We start from the raw sequence: 18185 nt of genomic DNA on the forward strand, positions 1-18185 counted from the left end.
TGTCACTCCCCCTTTAGTTCTCTCGCTCCCTCTCCGATATCCGCGACATAAAAGTCCGCTCGGAGCCCTGTTTTTTCTTGATATCTGTCTCCAACCTTCTGAATAAAATCATCAACGAACTCATCTTTTACAATGCTGATGGTGCAGCCGCCAAAGCCTGCTCCCGTCATTCTTGATCCAATTACACCTTCGTGATCCCATGCCGCAAACACAAGCTCATCAAGTTCAGGGCATGTTACTTCATAGTCATCCTTCAATGAAAGGTGGGATTCCTTCATTAACTGCCCGATTTCATCTATATTGTTCTCTTTGAACATATGGGCCGTCTTAATAGCACGATGATTTTCGTATACAGCGTGCTTTGCCCGGCGTCTGTTCGTTTCATTTTGGATCAGGCTGGAATGCGCATCGAAATCAGAAGGCTTGATGTCGCCCAGTGCTGTAATATCGAGGCCTTTTTTCAGATCAAGCAATGCATCATTGCATTCTTGGCGTCTCGTATTATAGCTTGAGTCAGCCAATGTTCTTTTTTTGTTCGTGTTCGCGATGACCAGCGCGAGGCCTGAGACATTGAGTTTGCTATATTCATAGTCAAGCGTTTCGCAGTTCAGCAGCATCGCATGATGTTTTTTCCCCATTCCAATTGCGAATTGGTCCATAATCCCGCAATTGACGCCGATAAAATGGTTTTCCGCATGCTGCGCCATTTTCACAAGCTCAAGCGCATCTACTTCAGGATAAAAATAGCTTTGGAGCACGACCCCCATCAGCAGTTCAATAGAAGCGGAAGACGACAGCCCCGCCCCGTTTGGAATATTCCCTGAAAATACAATGTCAAAGCCATGGGGAACTGCATATCCCCTCTGTTGAAATTCATAAATAACGCCTTTTGGGTAGTTCGCCCAGTCGTCTTCTTTTTGATAGCGAATGTCGTCAAGGCTGCATTCCTTGATCCCCGCGTCTTTAAAGTTGTCTGAATACATCCGGACAACCCCGTCTTTTCTTTCTGCAACAGCAGCATATGTACCCATTGTCAGCGCGCACGGAAAGACATGCCCGCCGTTATAGTCTGTATGTTCTCCAATCAGATTCACTCTTCCAGGTGCGAAAAAAAACCGTAATCCCTCTTTTTCTCCGAATACACTTGCAAATATCCCCTTTAGCTCTTCCCGCATGTGCAATCACCTTTCTGGTTTTCATTTTTTATTCCCCTTATTTCTCCATAGAAAACGGCAGATCATATGCTGCTGTCCTCTGTCATACCCCTTCTTCTTTTGTTTTTTTAAAGACGAGCCATTTGCTCGCAACATAGTTGACGACAACAATGACCGCGTTGTCGAGTATTTTGGCCAAGGTTTCATTTGTATTGAACTGGCCGACAAGAATGATCATCATGCCTAAATCTATGCCGAGAGACAGGACCCGAACGCTGAAAAAAGCAGTGAGCTCTTTCAGCAGGCTCTGCAGATCATGTGTTTTTTGCTGAAACACATATAATTTATTTGTTATGTAAGCAAACAGCACGGACAAAATCCAAGCGGCGACAGTGGCAGCTTTGTAATCCACATTTATGATCTCTACCAATATATAAAAGCTGGCGATATTCACAATGGTTGTGAAAACCCCCATAATGATATACATAATTATTTCTCTATACTTCACTGATGTTCCTCGCTTTCTGAAAAACTTTTCAAAATTCTTGGCCTCTCGTGCTCTCTGTCTAAAGTAAAAAATACCGAGAGTGCGTCTAAAAAGCTGCGGAAGGTGGCCGGCTGGCCCAATACATATGATTGTTTGATGATTCCGTCGAGGACTGCACATATTATTTTAGCCGTATATTCAGGATCAATACAGGTGTCAATCAGCTTTCTCTCCTTCAGCCACTTAATATATAACACATTTTCTTCCACCCACAATTCGTACAGCCGGACATAGGCCTTGCATTTCTTTAAGACTTTATACGTCGGCATGTTCATGGCAAACGAGGTGATGTCCCACGACGGCTTATTTATGTAATAGGAATAAAGCAGTTCTGCAGCGTGTTTTGCAGCCTCGTCCAATGTCAGCGATTTCACTGACTCCCGCTCCATTTGATCAAGATACCCTATAATGATCTTTTTTTTCATCTGACGTTTTTCTAGAAGATACAGCAGAAAATCGTCCTTGCTGACAAAATGAACATAAAATGCTCCTTTGCTGTACCCGGCGGCCCTGCTGATATCTTCTACAGAAACCGGATCATACGCTCGGTCAATCAACAAATTCACGCCAGCGTCTATAAAACTTTCAAATGTTGCTTCTCTTTTAATTTGAAATTTGTTTTTTTTCATATTTTTCTCCTGGCGGTAATGATTACCCTTATCTTACACCGGATCAATCTTTAGCGGTATTTATTTCTTTGAACGGTTATGCTATTCGGTTTCCCAGGGGTCATTTTTAATAGGCTAAATGATTTATTTTCATTTACATACTATCCAGTCAGTATTTAATTGTTTATTATTATAAATAAGGTCCATTGGTTATATTAGTCATTTTTTTAGGGAATAGGTAGGTGGTTTTTCCTTCAGTTTGTGAACACCGAGCAACTATGTGTGAAATTTGTTGTACTCGCCTCATCATCGCGCTGGCTTGTCTTTTATTGCCCGCATGTTGCAGGAAAACATTTTATACAATTGGAGGTTACTATGAAAACTCATGTTAAAAAAGATTTGGACAAAGGTTGGCATATGTTAATTCAAGAAGCTAGATCCATTGGATTAGGCATTCATGATGTGAGGCAGTTTTTAGAATCTGAGACAGCATCGAGAAAGAAAAACCACAAAAAAACCGTCCGGCAAGACTAGTCCGAACAGGCGGATCTATTTACCTCTGGCTTTTCTATCACCTGATCTGAGTTTTCACCATATCCTCTATTCAAAAGCAAATCGCTGCGCTGAGCTTGAGGACAAACGGTGTGTCAGCTAACTACGACAGACAGCCGGTGATGCGATCACCTCTTGGCACATGCATTGTCATAAAGAGGTGATGCGAACATGATAACCGTGCTCTGGTAAACAGCAGCTTTGAGCTGAGAACAAGCTGCATTCGGTGAGGTTTTGAAAGCAAACTCGTTTATACACGGCCGAGCTTGAAAACCTTCGCCTGTCTTTAGACCACTGTGTTCACCTCTTCACGACTTCCTTCTTTTTTCATCCTCCAGATATTGTTCAACGCATAAATCGGACTTTCAGTACATACCTATTGGTGTACCTTTTTGCTTACGTTTAGCGAATAAAAGGAGGAAAGCCATGTACAAAGCTGATTATAAACAGATTGCTGCAACGCCGTCTTTTCAAGCTTTTTTAAAGCAGAAACGCGCTTTTATTGTTCCTTCTGCGATTTTCTTTTTTGTCTTTTATTTTTCACTCCCTGTTTTGACATCTTATTTCACCTTTTTGAATGCACCGGCCATTGGAGCTGTTTCATGGGCTTGGCTGTTCGCCATCGCCCAATTCGCTATGACCTGGATACTGAGTACTGTGTATTCCCGGAGAGCCGCTCATTTCGATCAGTATGTAAGCGCTTTAAAAGGGGATCTGAAGGGTGAACAGACATGAATATGACTGCTTTTTTATTATTTTTGGCGATTGTTGGCCTGACGCTTATTATCACGTATTTTGCCGCGAAGCGGACGAAAACGACGAGTGAGTTTTATACGGCGGGCGGCGGGCTCACCGGCGTTCAGAATGGACTGGCAATTGCCGGTGACTACATGTCTGCCGCCTCGTTTCTCGGGATTGCCGGAATGATTGCGTTATATGGATTTGATGGCTTCTTTTACAGCATCGGTTTTCTGGTGGCTTATCTCGTTGTCTTGTACATCGTGGCGGAGCCGCTTCGGAATCTTGGAAAGTACACGATGGCAGACATGATTGCCGCTCGCTTTAAAGAAAAGAAAATCCGCGGTGTCGCGGCTCTCAATACCATTGCCATCTCTACTTTTTATATGATCGCCCAGCTCGTGGGGGCGGGCGCGCTGATCAAACTGCTTCTAGGGCTGGATTATACCGCGGCTGTCCTCATCGTCGGAGTGCTGATGACCATTTATGTCGTGTTTGGCGGCATGATCGCGACAAGCTGGGTTCAAATTATTAAAGCCGTTTTGCTGATGGCCGGCACACTCGTGATTTCGATTATCGTGTTTTCGAAATTCGGCTTTAGCCTTAATACCATGTTTGAACAGATGAAAACGGCTACTCCGCTGGGCGCTGATTTTTTGAACCCCGGAAATAAATACAAGGTGCCGCTTGAGACCTTGTCGTTAAACTTGGCACTCGTGCTGGGAACCGCCGGGCTTCCGCATATATTGATCCGGTTTTATACCGTTAAGGATGCCAAGACGGCCCGTACATCCGTTGTGTCAGCGACATGGATTATCGGTGTGTTTTATATTATGACGGTGTTTCTCGGCTTTGGTGCCGCGGCATTTGTCGGTTTTGACGCGATTACGGCGGCTGATCAAGCGGGAAATATGGCGGCTCCGCTTTTAGCAAAAGCGCTCGGAGGAGACTTTCTGTTCGCGTTTGTATCAGCCATCGCCTTTGCCACCATTTTGGCTGTCGTGACAGGGTTGGTGCTGTCTGCCGCCTCAGCATTTGCCCATGATATTTACAGCCAGATCATCAGAAAGGGAGAAGCAACTGAAAAAGAACAGATGAAAGCGGCCAGATGGGCTTCTGTCGCCGTGTCAGTACTCTCGATTCTCCTTGCGATTTTTGCACAATCCTTAAATGTGGCGTTCCTTGTTGCACTCGCGTTTGCGGTAGCCGCCAGCGCAAACCTTCCGCTGATTGTGTTTACAGTCTTCTGGAAACGATTCAATGCCTCAGGCGCTTTATGGGGCAGCCTGACAGGCCTGATCAGCGCGCTTGTGCTGGTGTCGATGAGCCCTAGTGTGTGGGACCCGGCCGGAGGTGCTATTTTTACCGGTGATCCGCTCATTCCGCTGTCTAATCCAGGGATTATTTCCATCCCGCTCGGCTTTCTCGGCGCGTGGCTCGGAACGGTGCTGTCGTCTGATAAAACAATTGATGAAGATACGTTTGCAGAAATACAGGTGAAGGCGCATACTGGCGTCCATATGGAACAGGAATAAAAAAAGCTCTCTTTATAGAGAGCTTTTTCCTTACTTTTTCTTCTGCTCGTCAGAAATCGCTTTTTCAAATACATCCTTGCCGGCAGCACCTGGAATTACAGTGTCGCCGATAATAAAGGTTGGAACGGCTGTGATGTCAGCCTCTTCATAGGCGTGCTTCAAAGCTTGGCGCTGCACGTCCTGATATGTTCTTGTTTCCAGTGCTGATTTGAATGATGCACCGTCTAATCCCACTTCCTCGGCGAGCTTCGTCAAGATGTCAATATCGCCGATATTTTGGCCCTCTTGGAAAAACGCCTGAAAGACACGGGTGTTGTATTCATGTCCTTTATTGTATTCCTTCGCAAAATGGAAGCCTTCAAACGCGAGGTCTGTATACGGATGGGGCGAGACGTTTGGAAAATTGATCTCGACTCCTAATTTCTCCGCCATTGGCTGAATAGATGTCTGCCACATGTACTGTTTGGAAGGATCATTGACCGGATCAAGCTGAGGAGATGGGCTTGGGCGCAGTTCAAACGGCATCCACTCGACTTCAACATCCTTTCCTTTTATCGCTTCTTCAAAAGCGGCTTTTCCAACGAAACAAAATGGGCAAACGTAATCTGAATAAACTTTAATGTGTACTGTCATGATAATCTCCTTTCGTATAAATTGATTTTAAACTGTAACAATTAAAGTTACAACTGTTTTTTAAATAAAGAAGCCGATTAAGGCTTCTTTTATGATTCCAGCAAACGCTGGGCAATATATTCTCCTTTTTTGCAGCCGCCTGGGCATGCATATAAAGCAGAACCGATTGTTTGTGTATATTCGTTTAACGCATCCTTTGCTGAAAGAGCCTTCAGCATCGGGATAAACTGATTGTCGGGATTTTTTTGAAAACTGATAAACAGAAGACCTGCATCCATATAGCCGGTTTTCGGATCAAGTCCTTCTGTGTAAGAGAAAGCTCTTCGCAAAATTTGTTTTCCCGTAGATTTCGCTAGACTGACGTGTGAATTAGACGGAATTTGATTCAGCTTCACGGGATCTGTTTCCTTTTTCTTCCCAAAAGGCGCCCCCGAGCTTTTTCTGCGGCCGAAGGTATCCTCTTGGTCCTTAAGGGAAGAGCGGTCCCATATCTCAAGGAACATTTTGATTTTCCGAAAAGCCATATAGGTGCCGCCCGTCATCCAGTCAGGCTCACCGGACTGAACCCACACGATCGAGTTCATCAAGCTGTCATCCTCCGTGCTCTGGTTGCCTGTTCCATCTTTGAACCCGAAGAGGTTGCGCGGTGTTTCGCCATTTTTTCCTCCGCTTAAAAAGCCTTTGTTCACAAAGCGGACCTCACAAGTGCCGACCGCTTGATTTAGCAGGTTACGCAGCGCGTGAAACGCCACTTGCTCGTCGTCTGCACACACTTGAATGCAGATGTCCCCGCCTCCCTGCTTTTCATCCAGGTTGTCATTGGGCATCGCTGGAAGAGCGGCTAGGTGCTTCGGTTTTTTGTTTTTCAGCCCGAAGCGGTCCTTTCCGTCTTTTTCAAAAAAGCCAGGCCCGAATCCGAATGTGACCGTTAAGTTGGAAGGGGATAAATCAGCAGACTCACCTGTATCCTGCGGCGGCAGATATTGATTTCTCTGCTCCGCTGACATTTTCTTGCCAGATGTCAGCATCTGTGTGAGACTTGTCCAGTTTCTAAATAACGTAATGATGTCGCTTTTCTCTTTTGCTGTTACATCCAATGCAGCAAAATAGACATACGTTTGATGGGCAGTTGTGATTCCGGCCTGATGCTTTCCGTAAAACGGAACAACCTGATCATCCTCTTTTTCATCCTTTTTCGATGGCTTAGCCGCGGTCTGAACAAGCGGAGCGAGTCCGCCGAGTCCGCTGGCACCGATCGCAACGGCTGCCCCCGCCATTGCTCCCCATTTTAAAATGTCCCGTCTGTGAATTTGTTCTGGCTTTTTTTGTTCATCGCTCATGATGTTACAAAACTCCTTTTATAGCACATTCGCAATCTTCGACATGGTTTCAGAAAGAGTCGTCAGCTTAGTGCTCAGCTCTCTGATTTGCTTTTCACTTAATTTATCATAAGACGTATAGGACTGATCATTTGTTTTGTATTTTGCCATTAAAACTTCAAATTCGCTGAACTCCGTATCCAGTTTTTCCGTCAAGTCGGAGTGATCTTTTACAAGCGCGCTTTTCACTGTTTGATAAACGGCTTCGGAGCCTTCCACATTTGCCATAAGGTCGACTAAATCGATTCGTGAGTAGCGCTCTTCTTCTCCCGTGATTTTCGAAATCCCGGCTTCGTTCAGAAGCTCCATCGCGCCTGCTACAATTTGTTCAGGTGTTAATTTCAGTGATTGAATTGAACCGTCGAGCTCTTTTACATCCTTGAGAAGCTGGTCAGCTGTTGCCTTTTCCCCGGAAATATCTTGATCCTTCCAAATGGCCTTCTCAAGCTTATGGAAGCCTGTCCATTTGTCTCCTTCTTCAACATCGTTTTCTCGAGCATCAATTTTCGGGTCAAGATCTCCAAGGCTTTCAGCGATCGGTTCGATACGCTCGTAATAAACACGCGCTTTCGCATATAACGTTTTGGATTTTTCGATATCGCCGGATTTCACAGCACTCGTAAATGCTTCAGTCGCTTTGACAAGCTGGTCACTCTGCTTTTTGACATAGCCTTTATACTCATCCGCTGCTTTTGCCAGCTGATCGCTAGCCTTTTTGCCGCTCTTCTTCGCTTCTGTCAGGTCTTCTAAGGACGCTTTCAGTGACTCGGATTCTGTCTTGATTTTTGCTGTATCCGGTTTGTCTTTTTGCGCTTCTGTGTAGATTGGCTGAAGATGTTTTTCGATTTCTGTATATTCGAATGGATAGTCGCTGCGAATGTCGTTTTCAAAGGAAAGCCAGTAGCTGTTTAACTCTTTCCCCTTCTTTTCAATCTCTTTTTGGTCTCCTTTTTCCGCTGAGTCATTCAGCTTGGAAATGATGGTTTCCATTTTATTTACGGATGCGGTGATTTCTTTAGTGACCCCGCTTTTTTCAGATGAAGCTTTTTCTTTGGTTGAAGATGTGTCGTTGGCTCCGCAGCCTGCGCACAGCGCAAGGATGCATCCGGCTGATACAGCGATTTTTGTGAAATTCATTTTGTCAGTTCCTTTCTGTTTGTAAAATGTTTTGCCGCTTCTGAAACAAGCGCAATCAGTAAAAAGAGTAAAATCAACATTTGCGGAATCGTGCTGTACACAGACGGATAAATTCCTAGCACCGATACAGACGGCAGCCAGCTTTCTGCATCAGACGGAAGAATGCTCGCCAGTTGAAGGCTGTGAACGCCGGTTCCGAGAAATTTCACGCACATATACAGGACAACCGCCATTGATAGAAGAAAAAACGGCTTCAATGGAATGCGCATTCCGAGCTTGATCATCAGAACACCGACGATGACGAGAACGATAAGTCCTGCGGCAGTTCCGCCGATCAGTTCAGTGAGCGGGAGCTTCCCGACAAGCCCGATGAAAAAGATGACCGTTTCGAGACCTTCTCTTACAACTGCCAGAAATGCAATGAGCGCAAAGGAAAGCAGGCTTCGTTTTTTTAGTGCCTGTGACTTCTGGATATTGATTTTTTCTCTCCATTTATCCATTGAGGCGTTTCTGTGCAGCCACACCCCGACATACAAAAGCATGACAGCAGACAGTACGCCGGTAACGCCGCCAAGCAAGAAATTGTTTTCTCCGAATACACTGGAGGAGAACAGAACCGTGACACCGATGCCGGCTGCTAAGGAAACAGACATGCCGGCGGACGCCCCGCCCCAGATCCATGCCGAGGAGCGCGTGACCCGTGCTTTTTTTGTCATGGTTAATAGCGCTCCGATGACAAGGAGGGCCTCCATTCCTTCACGAATGGGGATCAGCGCCGCATCCCACCAGCTGTAGCTGCTTGAAGCGATCGGCTCGAGCAATTGAATCATTTCGTCAATTTGCTTTGATACCTTTTCGGGATGGCTGCCGATCTCAGCTTTCATCAGCGCCAGATTTTCCTCTGATGTCGTATAGGCTTCTTTCGATTGGGACACGACGTCTCCCTCAACGGCGAGCCAGGATGTAACTAAATTGTCGATTGAGGATGACGCTTCATCCAATTGTTTTTTTTCTATTAACTGTTTTGTGTCTTTCAAGCTGTGTATATAGGCTGTTAAGGACGCCCTTGATTGACCTGAGGATGTCTTTTTCAGCACGACAGCCTGCTGATAGGTTTCTAAATGAGACGAAAGCTCTTTAAGCTGTGTTTTGAGCTTACCTGCGTCTTGATTGATAAAAGAAAGAGAAATCATCGCGATATTCGCGTCCATTTCACTGTGAGAAGAAAGGTTTTCCTTTTTAATAGAAGGTTCTTCTTTTTTCCACTTCGTCTTAAAGGTTTCAAACGTTTGCTGTGCCAAGTCTATATCTCCGTCTTGTACGGATTTGATCATTTGCTTGTTTAATTGAATTAATGCAGCGATCGGATCATCTTCCGCTTGTGCCGCAGAACCGAAAACCATCAACAAGCTGAATAAAATAAGTGCCAGCCCCCGAGCCATCATGTTCCTCCTATAACTGAAAATGATTATCATTGTATAACATAATCATAGCCAGTTCCTGTCCTTTGTCAATTAAAATTTGAAGGTCTGAAAACCTTGATGTAAAGCAAAAAAAGCTGTCCTTTTACAGAACAGCTTTTTGAAGAAAGATGAACGATTATCTTCCTGTTTTATACGTTTGAATTTCCTCCCGAAACTTGCGTGCAGCACTCTCAGGATCCTCCGCCTGACTGATGGCGCTGATCATACTGACGCCATCGGCCCCCGCTTGGATAACAGGTGCGGCATTATCTATTGTGATGCCGCCGATGCCGACAATTGGAATGCTGATGCCTTGGCGGCGGACTGCTTCAATAAGAGATACCCCTTGTACCGCTCTCGTATCTTTTTTCGTTTCAGTCGGATAGATCGGCCCAAGCCCGACATAATCCGCTCCGTCTTCTTCGGCTTGCTTCACCTCAGACATCGTATGGGCGGAAACGCCGAGAATCATATCACCTATGGCAGCTCTTACCTCTTTCGCGTTTGCGTCTTCCTGGCCGATGTGGATACCGTCAGCTCTCAGCTTCAGAGCCAATTCCACATCATCATTGACAATGAACGGAACACCAGCTTCACGGCAGGCTGCCTGCGCTTTTTCAGCAAATTCAATCCGAGCCTCTCCTGTCAGCGCATCCCCGTCTTTTTCACGGAACTGATACAGGGTGGCACCGCCTTTTAACGCTTTTTGTACAACTGTAACAGGGTCGGCTTTCGTATTGTTTGACCCCATAATGAAGTAAACAGATAATAACTCTTTCATCATTTCCCGAGAAATACGAGTCATGAGACAGTCACCCTTTCTATAGTCGCCCAATCTTGGACGTCTTGTTCAGTAACAGTTGAAAGCTTGTTCAGCAATTCAACCTGAAAGCTTCCAGGGCCTTGGCCAGCCGTCTGCTGTGCGGCAAGCTGAGCGGCGACCCCATACGAAGAAATGGCCGCAATAGCAGCAAACAATGGATTTTCTTCCACAGCGCAAAACGCACCGACGATGGAAGTCAGCAGGCAACCGGCGCCTGTCACTTTTGTCAGCAGCTTGTGGCCGTTATGAAGGGTGTATACATGTGACGTGTCGGCTATGACATCAACTTCACCAGTTATCGCAATGACCGTGTTTAGCTTTTGTGCCGCCTGCTGAGCCAGCCGGATGATGTCGCCTCCACCTTCACCCGCATCAACACCTTTGATCAGCCAATCGGTCACGCCGACGGTATGGGCAATTTCCGCCGCATTTCCTCTGATTGCAGCAAGGCGTACCTCACGAATGATGTCACGTGCCGATTCAGTGCGGAACGGTGTTGCTCCGGCACCGACAGGATCAAGAATGACGGGAACGCCATGTTCATTAGCTGATTTTCCCGCGATGATCATCGCTTCGACTGACTCCTTGCTCAGCGTTCCGATATTTAAAACGAGTGCACCCGCAATCTTCGCCATATCGGCGACCTCTTCTTTCGCGTATGCCATAACGGGCGATGCGCCGAGCGCGAGCAGGCCGTTTGCTGTGAAATTCGTTACGACATTGTTGGTTATGCTATGCACCAGTGGGCTATGCCGGCGGACAGCAGTAAGACATTTTGCTGCTGATTGTGCATCCATGTTTGCATCATCCTTTACTATCTTTTTTCGGGGCCCATAAATACGATTTCGTATGTTCGAGCCAAGCTCTGGCCGCAAACGACAAGTACCGGTCCTTTCTCCAAATAATGGCGAGGTGCCAAGGGATGACCGGATCGACAAGCGGAATGACTTTCACTTTTTCCGGGTCAAGGCCGCGGCAGATCCGTTCCGGCAAAAGCCCGATCCCAAGGTTGGCTGATACCATCTCACTAATAAAATCCCATTGTGATGTTTCATAAATGATATGGGGCCGGAACCCAGCCTTGATACATTCCGTCATAATTCGGTTGTGCAGGACAAAATCCTCCCTGAAGAAAATAAAAGGCTCGTCCTTCAACTCACGCAGCTGACATTCTTTCTCATCAGCCAGCCGGTGGGAAGGGTGAACGACAAGCATTAAGGTTTCTTTTACGATTGTAAACGAATGAAAGATATCTTCGTTTGCGGGAAGGACCACAACGCCGATATCAAGAGAGCCGTCCCCGACACCTTCTTGGACTTTTATAGAACCGTCTTCGACTAGCTGAAAGGTGACATTCGGATAGTTTTCACGGAAATCGCCGAGCACTCTCGGGAAAAACCCCGATCCGATCATCGGCGGCAGTCCAATCCGTACGTGCCCTTTCTTGACTTCCATAATATCATTTAATTCTGACGTCAGGTTTTGAAATGATTTAATGATTTCCTGCGCCTGCACATACATGCTATGACCGGCATCAGTCAGTTCCACCTGCCTGCCGTTTCGGTAAAACAGTTCAATTCCGAGCTCTTCTTCTAAATTTTTGATCATTTTTGATATCGTCGGCTGAGAAACATAAAGGGATTGGGAAGCCTTCGTAAAACTTTTTAAACGGGCGACTTCCAAGAAATATGTTAAATGGCGGATATCCATGTGCTTCACCCTTTCTATAGACAAAAGGAATACTTCTTATTCTTAATATATATTTTACCTATAGCGAGACCTTATGTACAATAAGTATATAAGGGAGGCATCAATATGAAAAAACTGTTGCTAACCGTTATTCAAATCGCTCTGTTATTTATATTTGCTCGGCTGATTAATTGGGCGACAGCCCTTCTTCATATAAATATTCCCGGCAGTATAATAGGGATTGTGATTCTTTTCACATTATTGCACTTTAACATTATCAAGCTTGAATGGATCGAGCTTGGTGCAGCGTGGCTTCTCGGGGAGCTGCTTTTATTTTTTATCCCGTCTGCCGTCGGAGTGATTGAATACGGAGACATTATGTCGAAATTTGGTGTCAGCATTCTGCTTGTTGTCATCATCAGCACGTTTGTCGTGATGGTGTCTACAGGAACGCTTACACAACTCATTGCAAAGAGAAAGGAGAAAAAACATACGTGTTCATCGGAATTGTAAGTTTGTTTTTAACGGTTTTGGTGTATTTAGGAGCAAAAAAGGTATATCAACGCTTTCCGCGTGTTTATACGTCGCCGCTATTGGTGACGCCCGCTGTGTTAGTCGGTCTGCTGCTGCTGGTGAATGTCCCGTACGAGTCCTATAATCTCGGCGGCGGATTGCTGACCGATATGCTACAGCCGGCCACCGTGGCATTCGCGATCCCGCTATATAAATATTTCCCTGTTTTAAAGAAATACGCAGTGGAAATTATTTTGAATGTGGCCGTCGGTTCATGTATCGCGATTATTTCTACCGCTCTTATTGCGAAATGGCTTCACCTCGGCACCGGCTTAATTGACAGCCTCGTCCCAAGATCAGTGACAACGCCGATCGCGATGAACGTATCTGAAATGATCGGCGGTATGCCTGCCGTCACAGCCGTGTTTGTGATTTTAACCGCTTTGCTCGGCACAGTGATTGGCCCGATGGTCATCCGTTATTTCCGCATTGATAACGAAATTGCGCGGGGCGTGCTGCTCGGCACAAGCGCACACGGAGCGGGAACGTCTAAAGCATTTGAGCTCAGCTCTGTGTCCGGCACGATTTCCAGTGTGTCGATGATCTTAGCTGCGATTATGACGCTTTGCGCGGCGCCGTTTTTACTTTCATTTATGTAAAAAACTGTCCTCTCGAGGACAGTTTTTTTTATGTGCTTCCCCTTATTGAAAAGCTGGCGAATTCCAATATAATGTATTTGTGGATACCAAAGGAGGCACCCTGATGCACAACTTGCAGGTGAGGCGGCATTACGCCGCGTTAAAAGGATTTTATTTGTTTGCTTTTCTCGGTACGGGCAGCATAATTCCCTTACTCAGTATGTATTTAACGAAGGAACAGCATTTAAGCGGATCACAGGTCGGCTTGATCATGTCGCTGGGCCCGATTGTGATGATTTTCTTTCAGCCGTTTTGGGGCATGCTGAGCGACTATACGCAAAAAACGAAAGGCCTGCTGGCGGTTTGCACATCAATCACAGGCATCATTGGATTAGCCTATATAGCATTTGACAGTTTCCCTCTGTTTATTTTGATTGCGGCCTGTTTTGCAGCCTTTCAAAGCACGATTATTCCACTTTCGGACAGCATTTCACTAAGGTACACACAAGAAACAAACGGCAACTACGGCGGAATCCGCCTGTTTGGTTCTCTCGGCTTCGGTATCGCGGTGTTTGCCATGGGACAGGTGACGAACCGGCTGTACCCCATTCACGTGATCTTTATCTTTGGCTGTGCCTTTCTGTGCATTGCTGCCATATTGGCTTCACAAATGCCCGGCCAGCAGAAAACAACAACAAAGGTCAATATCCGCAAAGGATTCCGGGAGCTTATCAGCAACAAAACTTTCCTCATCTTTATGATCATCACCTTTACGACATTTGCTCCAAACTTAGCGAACAATACGTATTTCAGTCTTTTTCTGGACAAAAGCGGCGCGTCACTTTCCGCTATCGGCATTTTATTTTTCATCGGTGTCATTTCAGAAATTCCATTTATGAGATTCGCCCAAACATTTATAGATAAAATGGGGCTGCTCAACGTCATTATGCTGTCAGGCGGAGTCTCATTATTCAGGTGGGCACTCTATTTCACGGCGCCTTCACTATGGATCATTTATGCGACGGTCTTTCTTCAGGGAGTGGCCATCGGTTTATTTATCCCGGCAGCGCTTCAATATGTGAAAAAGATTACCCCTAGACACGTTGAAGCGACGGCGCTGACCATGTACGCCGCCATCGGCAACGGGTTCGGCAACTGGTTCTGCACATTTGCAGGCGGGTACATTTTTGACTACGTGTCGATCTTCGCAGTCTATTTGCTTTTCGGCATTCTGAGCATAGCAGGCTTTGGCCTGACATTATATTTAATGAAGGCTGAAAAAAACAAAAATACACTTCATCAGCCGGCTGTTACTTTTAAACCATAATGACTATAATGAACAAAAGAAAGGATGTGCGTTATGAACGGGCAAGAGCGAAACAGCATTTCGAAAGGGTTGCAGGTTGATATTGTATTGAAAGCAGATCAAAAAACAGGAAAACTGACGAGAGGGACAGTGAAGGATATTTTGACGAAATCAAACTTTCATCCGCATGGCATTAAGGTCCGTCTTGAAGATGGCCGCATCGGCCGCGTCCAGCAGATCATTTCTACATAAAAAAAAGCTGCCCCTGAACAGGGCAGCTTTTTCATTATTTTTTCTGCAGAAGGACCACTTTCAGGTAGTTGCCTTCAGGAAATGCCGAAATCGTTTTGAAATCCTCCGGCAGCGTAAATTCCTCAATGATGGTGTAGCGTTCGTTTTTTTCTTTAAATGCGGCATCGATAAAGCCTTTGAATTTCTTCATGCCAAAGGCGCTGCTGTTTGTAGAGGCAACAATGACACCCTTGTCAGCAGTGATGGCGATCGTTTCCTTCAGCAGGTTTTTATAATCCTTGGCCGCGCTGAAGGTGCGTTTTTTTGTGCGCGCAAAGGAAGGCGGATCGAGAATAATCAGATCAAAGCGCAAATCCTTTTTTGCAGCATATGAAAAATAGTTAAAAACGTCCATCACTTTAATGTCGTGCGCTTCGTAATCCAGCTTGTTCACGCTGAATTGCTCGATCGTTTTGGCCAGACTTCGGTTTGCCACGTCGACGCTTGTTGTTTTCTCCGCTCCGCCAAGCGCCGCTGCCACGGAGAATGCACCCGTATAAGAAAACGTATTTAAAACGGTTTTCCCTTTTGCATAGCGGTCTCTGATCGCCTTGCGCACATGTCTCTGATCCAAAAAGATGCCCGTCATGGCGCCTTCATTCAGATCCACCGCGTATTGAATGCCATTCTCCTGGATGATGATCGGGAACTCGCCTCTTCTCCCTTTCACGAAGTCATCATCTTCAACGTATTGTCCAGCTGTGTCGAAGCGTTTCTTCTCGTAAATCGCTTTATAATCAAGATCCATCTCATCCAATGCGGAAATCAGCATGTCTTTAAAGGTGTAAATTCCCTTGCTGTACCATTGAATCAGCAGGTAGCCGTCATAATAGTCGATGGTGACGCCGCCGACACCGTCACCCTCACCGTTGAACAGGCGGAAAGCTGTTGTATCTTGAGCCTCAAATAGTTTGGCGCGCGCTTGGGCCGCTTTTGTTAATTTGGTGAGAAAAAATGCCTGGTCAACCTGTTCATGTTTATTGCGGGTAAGCGTCCAGCCGACCCCTTTGTTTTGCAGGCCATAATAGCCCCGCGCGAGAAACTCGCCGCTCTCAGACACGATATCAACGAGGTCTCCTTCTTTCATGTGCCCCGCACTCCCTGCGAGAGCTTCTTTTTCGATAAGGGGATAGCCTTTTTTGATTTTGGCAGCGTGTGCTTTCTTTAGGGTGAGTAGCTTCATATATGTCGTCCTCTTTCTGTTTGCTTTCTCTTATCGTACCACAAAACGCCAAGATGTCTGCATTGACAGAAAGGAAAGGTTTTTCTACGATAGACAAAAAGAGTTTCGAGGAGGAGCAGCATGCCAAAACGAATTGACCATACAGGCATCATGGTAAGAGATATTAACGCGTCCATCACATTTTATGAAGAGGTACTCGGCATGAAATTGAAGGATCGCATCACACACACGAACGGTGTAATCGAGCTTGCATTTCTTGGCTTTGAAGACGGCCCGGAAACAGAAATTGAACTGATTCAAGGCTACAGCAGCGAGCTTCCCGCTGAAGGAAAAGTGCACCACATTGCCCTGCTGACTGATGACATCGCGGCTGAATATACAAAAGCGGAAAAAATGAACGCAAAATTTATCGACGAGGAGATCACAACACTTCCTAACGGATACCGTTATTTCTATATCGAAGGCCCTGACGGTGAGTGGATTGAGTTCTTTCAGCGGTAATAAAAAAGCAGCATAACGCTGCTTTTTTATTATTTAAACACTTACATCACATCACATTTTTATCCCCCAGATTCAACCGCACTCTCTTCCCGCCATTTTTGATGATCCCATATTCTGAAAAACGGATAGTAGATGGCACAGGTGATCAGCAGATTCACCAGTTGCATAACGGCTCCCGACACCTTTCCGCCTGTCGCCAGGTAACCTGATATGAGTGGCGGCATCGTCCACGGCACCGCGATTCCGGCCGGTCTTGCCACCAGCCCGGTGCTCATGCCGATATAAGTCGCGGTAATCGTGAGGAGCGGTGCGATGATAAATGGGACAATAAGGAGCGGATTCATGACAATCGGCATGCCGAAAATGATCGGCTCGTTGATATTAAATAGCGCAGGGCCGATTCCTAATCGTCCAAGCTGCTTCATTTGTTTGCTCCGGGAGCGCACAAGCATCGTCAGGACAAGCGCCAGCGTCGCCCCGCTCCCGCCGACATTGATCCAAATTTGAAAGAACTGAGTCGTAAAAATACTCGGCAGCGCCTCGCCCGCTTGGAAGGCAAGACGGTTGGCATCCATCGCGCCGTACCAAATCGGCGCCATGATTCCGCCAATGATGGAAGCCCCGTGAATCCCGCACGACCAAAGCAGCATCTGCACAAATTCAGCGATCAGGCTTCCGCCGAGACTGCCGCCAAGGATGGAAAGCGGTGTGCCAAGCAGGTCTCCTACGACATTGTGCAGACTCTGAAAAGGTGTCATTTCAATCAGAAGGCGCGCCAGCCACACAAGAAACACAATGATAAAGCCGGGAATCAGCGCGACAAACGATTTGCTTACCGCAGGCGGCACACCGTCTGGCATTTTGAAGACGATATTTTTTTGAATAATGTACCGATAGATTTCGGTTGAAAACAAGGCGATCAGCATGGCGACAAATAGGCCCTTGCTGCCGAGCAGCGTGATCGGGATTCCGCCCCCTACCATGATGGGTTCCGTTGAGCCACCCGGTGTAAACGGCACCTCAAACGGCGTTGCCAGCAGAAATGCGGCAATTGAAATCGCTCCGGCAGAAAGGGCATCGACACCATAGCTTTCTGCCAGCCGATAGGCGATCCCAAAAGCGGCAATCATCGCCATAATATCAAACGAAGCGTTAACAGGATATCCGAGCTTATCAGCCCACTCTTTCCCAAACACACTCGCCATGAAATCAGCATACCCCGGAATCGGCAGGCTCGTTAAAATCAAGAAGACAGACCCGATAATAATCAGCGGCATGGTCAGGATAATTCCGTCACGCAAGGCGCTGAGATGCCGCTGCCCGGCAATTTTCCCGGCGACAGGCATTATTTTTTCCTCCATCACCCGAGTGAATGTGCTCATCTTAAAAGCCCCCTTTTCTCATTGCTTTGTGAACAACCTTCGCAATGTTTTCTTTATCTTATTTTGAAAACGCTTACAAATTCATTTGGAAAATTTCCTCTTCATGCGGAAAA

At 46.2% G+C, this 18185-nt stretch carries 19 protein-coding genes and 1 pseudogene; 8 read left to right on the plus strand and 12 right to left on the minus strand.

Annotation, left to right across the window (positions count from 1 at the left end; genetic code table 11):
• Positions 1-2: 2 nt before the first annotated feature.
• The 3 genes from NYE56_RS19395 to slrC all read right to left on the minus strand — a co-directional run bounded on the left by NYE56_RS19395 (position 3) and on the right by slrC (position 2330).
• Positions 3-1175, minus strand: coding sequence for a galactokinase (locus NYE56_RS19395; RefSeq protein WP_268555996.1), 1173 nt, complete (start codon positions 1173-1175; stop codon positions 3-5).
• Positions 1176-1257: 82 nt separating this feature from the next.
• Positions 1258-1641 (minus strand): GtrA family protein, encoded by a 384-nt coding sequence (locus NYE56_RS19400; RefSeq protein ID WP_213383877.1) that lies wholly within the window; start codon positions 1639-1641, stop codon positions 1258-1260.
• A 17-nt stretch (positions 1642-1658) separates the two neighbouring features.
• A complete protein-coding gene (gene slrC, locus NYE56_RS19405) occupies positions 1659-2330 on the minus strand; it encodes a transcriptional regulator SlrC (RefSeq protein WP_326208869.1) in 672 nt (223 codons plus the stop codon).
• 354 nt (positions 2331-2684) lie between these two features.
• On the opposite strand from slrC, the gene slrA reads away from it, so the two are divergent.
• The 3 genes from slrA to NYE56_RS19420 all read left to right on the plus strand — a co-directional run bounded on the left by slrA (position 2685) and on the right by NYE56_RS19420 (position 5134).
• A complete protein-coding gene (gene slrA, locus NYE56_RS19410) occupies positions 2685-2843 on the plus strand; it encodes a transcriptional regulator SlrA (protein ID WP_003243648.1) in 159 nt (52 codons plus the stop codon).
• A gap of 444 nt (positions 2844-3287) precedes the next feature.
• Positions 3288-3596: a DUF485 domain-containing protein gene (locus NYE56_RS19415; RefSeq protein ID WP_268555997.1), complete on the plus strand. Its 309-nt coding sequence runs from the start codon at positions 3288-3290 to the stop codon at positions 3594-3596.
• The gene (locus NYE56_RS19420; RefSeq protein ID WP_003227390.1) at positions 3593-5134 is read left to right on the plus strand and encodes a solute symporter family protein; all 1542 of its coding nucleotides are present in this window, start codon (positions 3593-3595) and stop codon (positions 5132-5134) included. The genes NYE56_RS19415 and NYE56_RS19420 overlap by 4 nt, the downstream gene beginning before the upstream one ends.
• Positions 5135-5164: 30 nt before the next feature.
• Here the strand turns inward: NYE56_RS19420 and NYE56_RS19425 are convergent, their stop codons facing one another.
• The 7 genes from NYE56_RS19425 to cidR all read right to left on the minus strand — a co-directional run bounded on the left by NYE56_RS19425 (position 5165) and on the right by cidR (position 12279).
• Positions 5165-5767 carry a DsbA family oxidoreductase gene (locus NYE56_RS19425; RefSeq protein ID WP_014481274.1) on the minus strand — a complete coding sequence of 201 codons (603 nt, stop codon included), beginning with the start codon at positions 5765-5767 and terminating at the stop codon, positions 5165-5167.
• Between the two features lie 89 nt (positions 5768-5856).
• Positions 5857-7107 (minus strand): iron uptake transporter deferrochelatase/peroxidase subunit, encoded by a 1251-nt coding sequence (efeB, locus tag NYE56_RS19430; protein WP_341284266.1) that lies wholly within the window; start codon positions 7105-7107, stop codon positions 5857-5859.
• Between the two features lie 18 nt (positions 7108-7125).
• Positions 7126-8283, minus strand: coding sequence for an iron uptake system lipoprotein EfeM (gene efeM, locus NYE56_RS19435; RefSeq protein WP_086344465.1), 1158 nt, complete (start codon positions 8281-8283; stop codon positions 7126-7128).
• Complete coding sequence (gene efeU, locus NYE56_RS19440) at positions 8280-9725, minus strand: ferrous ion permease EfeU (protein ID WP_341284267.1); 1446 nt, start codon at positions 9723-9725, stop codon at positions 8280-8282. Before efeU ends, efeM begins: the two co-directional genes overlap by 4 nt.
• Positions 9726-9882: 157 nt before the next feature.
• Positions 9883-10551, minus strand: a complete 669-nt coding sequence (gene thiE / locus NYE56_RS19445) for a thiamine phosphate synthase (protein ID WP_326208879.1) — start codon at positions 10549-10551, stop codon at positions 9883-9885.
• Entirely contained in the window at positions 10548-11366 is an 819-nt protein-coding gene (gene thiM / locus NYE56_RS19450; protein WP_341284268.1) for a hydroxyethylthiazole kinase, read from the minus strand. Before thiM ends, thiE begins: the two co-directional genes overlap by 4 nt.
• Positions 11367-11373: 7 nt before the next feature.
• Positions 11374-12279, minus strand: coding sequence for a cidABC operon transcriptional activator CidR (gene cidR / locus NYE56_RS19455; RefSeq protein ID WP_341284269.1), 906 nt, complete (start codon positions 12277-12279; stop codon positions 11374-11376).
• Between the two features lie 105 nt (positions 12280-12384).
• On the opposite strand from cidR, the gene NYE56_RS19460 reads away from it, so the two are divergent.
• The 4 genes from NYE56_RS19460 (at position 12385) to NYE56_RS19475 (ending at position 14967) form a co-directional block, all read left to right on the plus strand.
• On the plus strand, positions 12385-12771 hold the full coding sequence (locus NYE56_RS19460; protein WP_133954696.1) for a CidA/LrgA family holin-like protein: 387 nt from the start codon (positions 12385-12387) through the stop codon (positions 12769-12771).
• Positions 12753-13430 carry a CidB/LrgB family autolysis modulator gene (locus NYE56_RS19465; protein WP_003227371.1) on the plus strand — a complete coding sequence of 226 codons (678 nt, stop codon included), beginning with the start codon at positions 12753-12755 and terminating at the stop codon, positions 13428-13430. The genes NYE56_RS19460 and NYE56_RS19465 overlap by 19 nt, the downstream gene beginning before the upstream one ends.
• A gap of 103 nt (positions 13431-13533) precedes the next feature.
• Positions 13534-14736 (plus strand): MFS transporter, encoded by a 1203-nt coding sequence (locus NYE56_RS19470; RefSeq protein ID WP_341284270.1) that lies wholly within the window; start codon positions 13534-13536, stop codon positions 14734-14736.
• Between the two features lie 33 nt (positions 14737-14769).
• The gene (locus NYE56_RS19475; RefSeq protein WP_003227367.1) at positions 14770-14967 is read left to right on the plus strand and encodes a YwbE family protein; all 198 of its coding nucleotides are present in this window, start codon (positions 14770-14772) and stop codon (positions 14965-14967) included.
• 34 nt (positions 14968-15001) lie between these two features.
• Here NYE56_RS19475 and NYE56_RS19480 read toward each other — a convergent pair whose 3' ends face one another.
• On the minus strand, positions 15002-16189 hold the full coding sequence (locus NYE56_RS19480; RefSeq protein WP_341284271.1) for a class I SAM-dependent rRNA methyltransferase: 1188 nt from the start codon (positions 16187-16189) through the stop codon (positions 15002-15004).
• A 120-nt stretch (positions 16190-16309) separates the two neighbouring features.
• On the opposite strand from NYE56_RS19480, the gene glxA reads away from it, so the two are divergent.
• Positions 16310-16690: a glyoxalase GlxA gene (glxA, locus tag NYE56_RS19485; RefSeq protein ID WP_003227362.1), complete on the plus strand. Its 381-nt coding sequence runs from the start codon at positions 16310-16312 to the stop codon at positions 16688-16690.
• A gap of 46 nt (positions 16691-16736) precedes the next feature.
• Here glxA and celB read toward each other — a convergent pair.
• Positions 16737-18072, minus strand: a pseudogene (gene celB, locus NYE56_RS19490) (PTS cellobiose transporter subunit IIC).
• Between the last annotated feature and the right edge of the window lie 113 nt (positions 18073-18185).

The sequence above is a fragment of the Bacillus sp. FSL R5-0603 genome, assembly GCF_038050295.1.
GTDB lineage: Bacteria > Bacillota > Bacilli > Bacillales > Bacillaceae > Bacillus > Bacillus subtilis.

Excerpts from the sequence above, each read along its gene's own strand:
- efeB (WP_341284266.1), bottom strand. The coding sequence starts at position 7,107 with ATGAGCGATGAACAAAAAAAGCCAGAACAAATTCACAGACGGGACATT.
- NYE56_RS19460 (WP_133954696.1), top strand. The coding sequence starts at position 12,385 with ATGAAAAAACTGTTGCTAACCGTTATTCAAATCGCTCTGTTATTTATA.
- thiE (WP_326208879.1), bottom strand. The coding sequence starts at position 10,551 with ATGACTCGTATTTCTCGGGAAATGATGAAAGAGTTATTATCTGTTTAC.
- NYE56_RS19475 (WP_003227367.1), top strand. The coding sequence starts at position 14,770 with ATGAACGGGCAAGAGCGAAACAGCATTTCGAAAGGGTTGCAGGTTGAT.
- slrA (WP_003243648.1), top strand. The coding sequence starts at position 2,685 with ATGAAAACTCATGTTAAAAAAGATTTGGACAAAGGTTGGCATATGTTA.
- efeM (WP_086344465.1), bottom strand. The coding sequence starts at position 8,283 with ATGAATTTCACAAAAATCGCTGTATCAGCCGGATGCATCCTTGCGCTG.
- NYE56_RS19425 (WP_014481274.1), bottom strand. The coding sequence starts at position 5,767 with ATGACAGTACACATTAAAGTTTATTCAGATTACGTTTGCCCATTTTGT.
- glxA (WP_003227362.1), top strand. The coding sequence starts at position 16,310 with ATGCCAAAACGAATTGACCATACAGGCATCATGGTAAGAGATATTAAC.
- thiM (WP_341284268.1), bottom strand. The coding sequence starts at position 11,366 with ATGGATGCACAATCAGCAGCAAAATGTCTTACTGCTGTCCGCCGGCAT.
- NYE56_RS19395 (WP_268555996.1), bottom strand. The coding sequence starts at position 1,175 with ATGCGGGAAGAGCTAAAGGGGATATTTGCAAGTGTATTCGGAGAAAAA.
- slrC (WP_326208869.1), bottom strand. The coding sequence starts at position 2,330 with ATGAAAAAAAACAAATTTCAAATTAAAAGAGAAGCAACATTTGAAAGT.
- NYE56_RS19480 (WP_341284271.1), bottom strand. The coding sequence starts at position 16,189 with ATGAAGCTACTCACCCTAAAGAAAGCACACGCTGCCAAAATCAAAAAA.
- efeU (WP_341284267.1), bottom strand. The coding sequence starts at position 9,725 with ATGGCTCGGGGGCTGGCACTTATTTTATTCAGCTTGTTGATGGTTTTC.
- NYE56_RS19470 (WP_341284270.1), top strand. The coding sequence starts at position 13,534 with ATGCACAACTTGCAGGTGAGGCGGCATTACGCCGCGTTAAAAGGATTT.
- NYE56_RS19400 (WP_213383877.1), bottom strand. The coding sequence starts at position 1,641 with ATGTATATCATTATGGGGGTTTTCACAACCATTGTGAATATCGCCAGC.
- cidR (WP_341284269.1), bottom strand. The coding sequence starts at position 12,279 with ATGGATATCCGCCATTTAACATATTTCTTGGAAGTCGCCCGTTTAAAA.
- NYE56_RS19415 (WP_268555997.1), top strand. The coding sequence starts at position 3,288 with ATGTACAAAGCTGATTATAAACAGATTGCTGCAACGCCGTCTTTTCAA.
- NYE56_RS19420 (WP_003227390.1), top strand. The coding sequence starts at position 3,593 with ATGAATATGACTGCTTTTTTATTATTTTTGGCGATTGTTGGCCTGACG.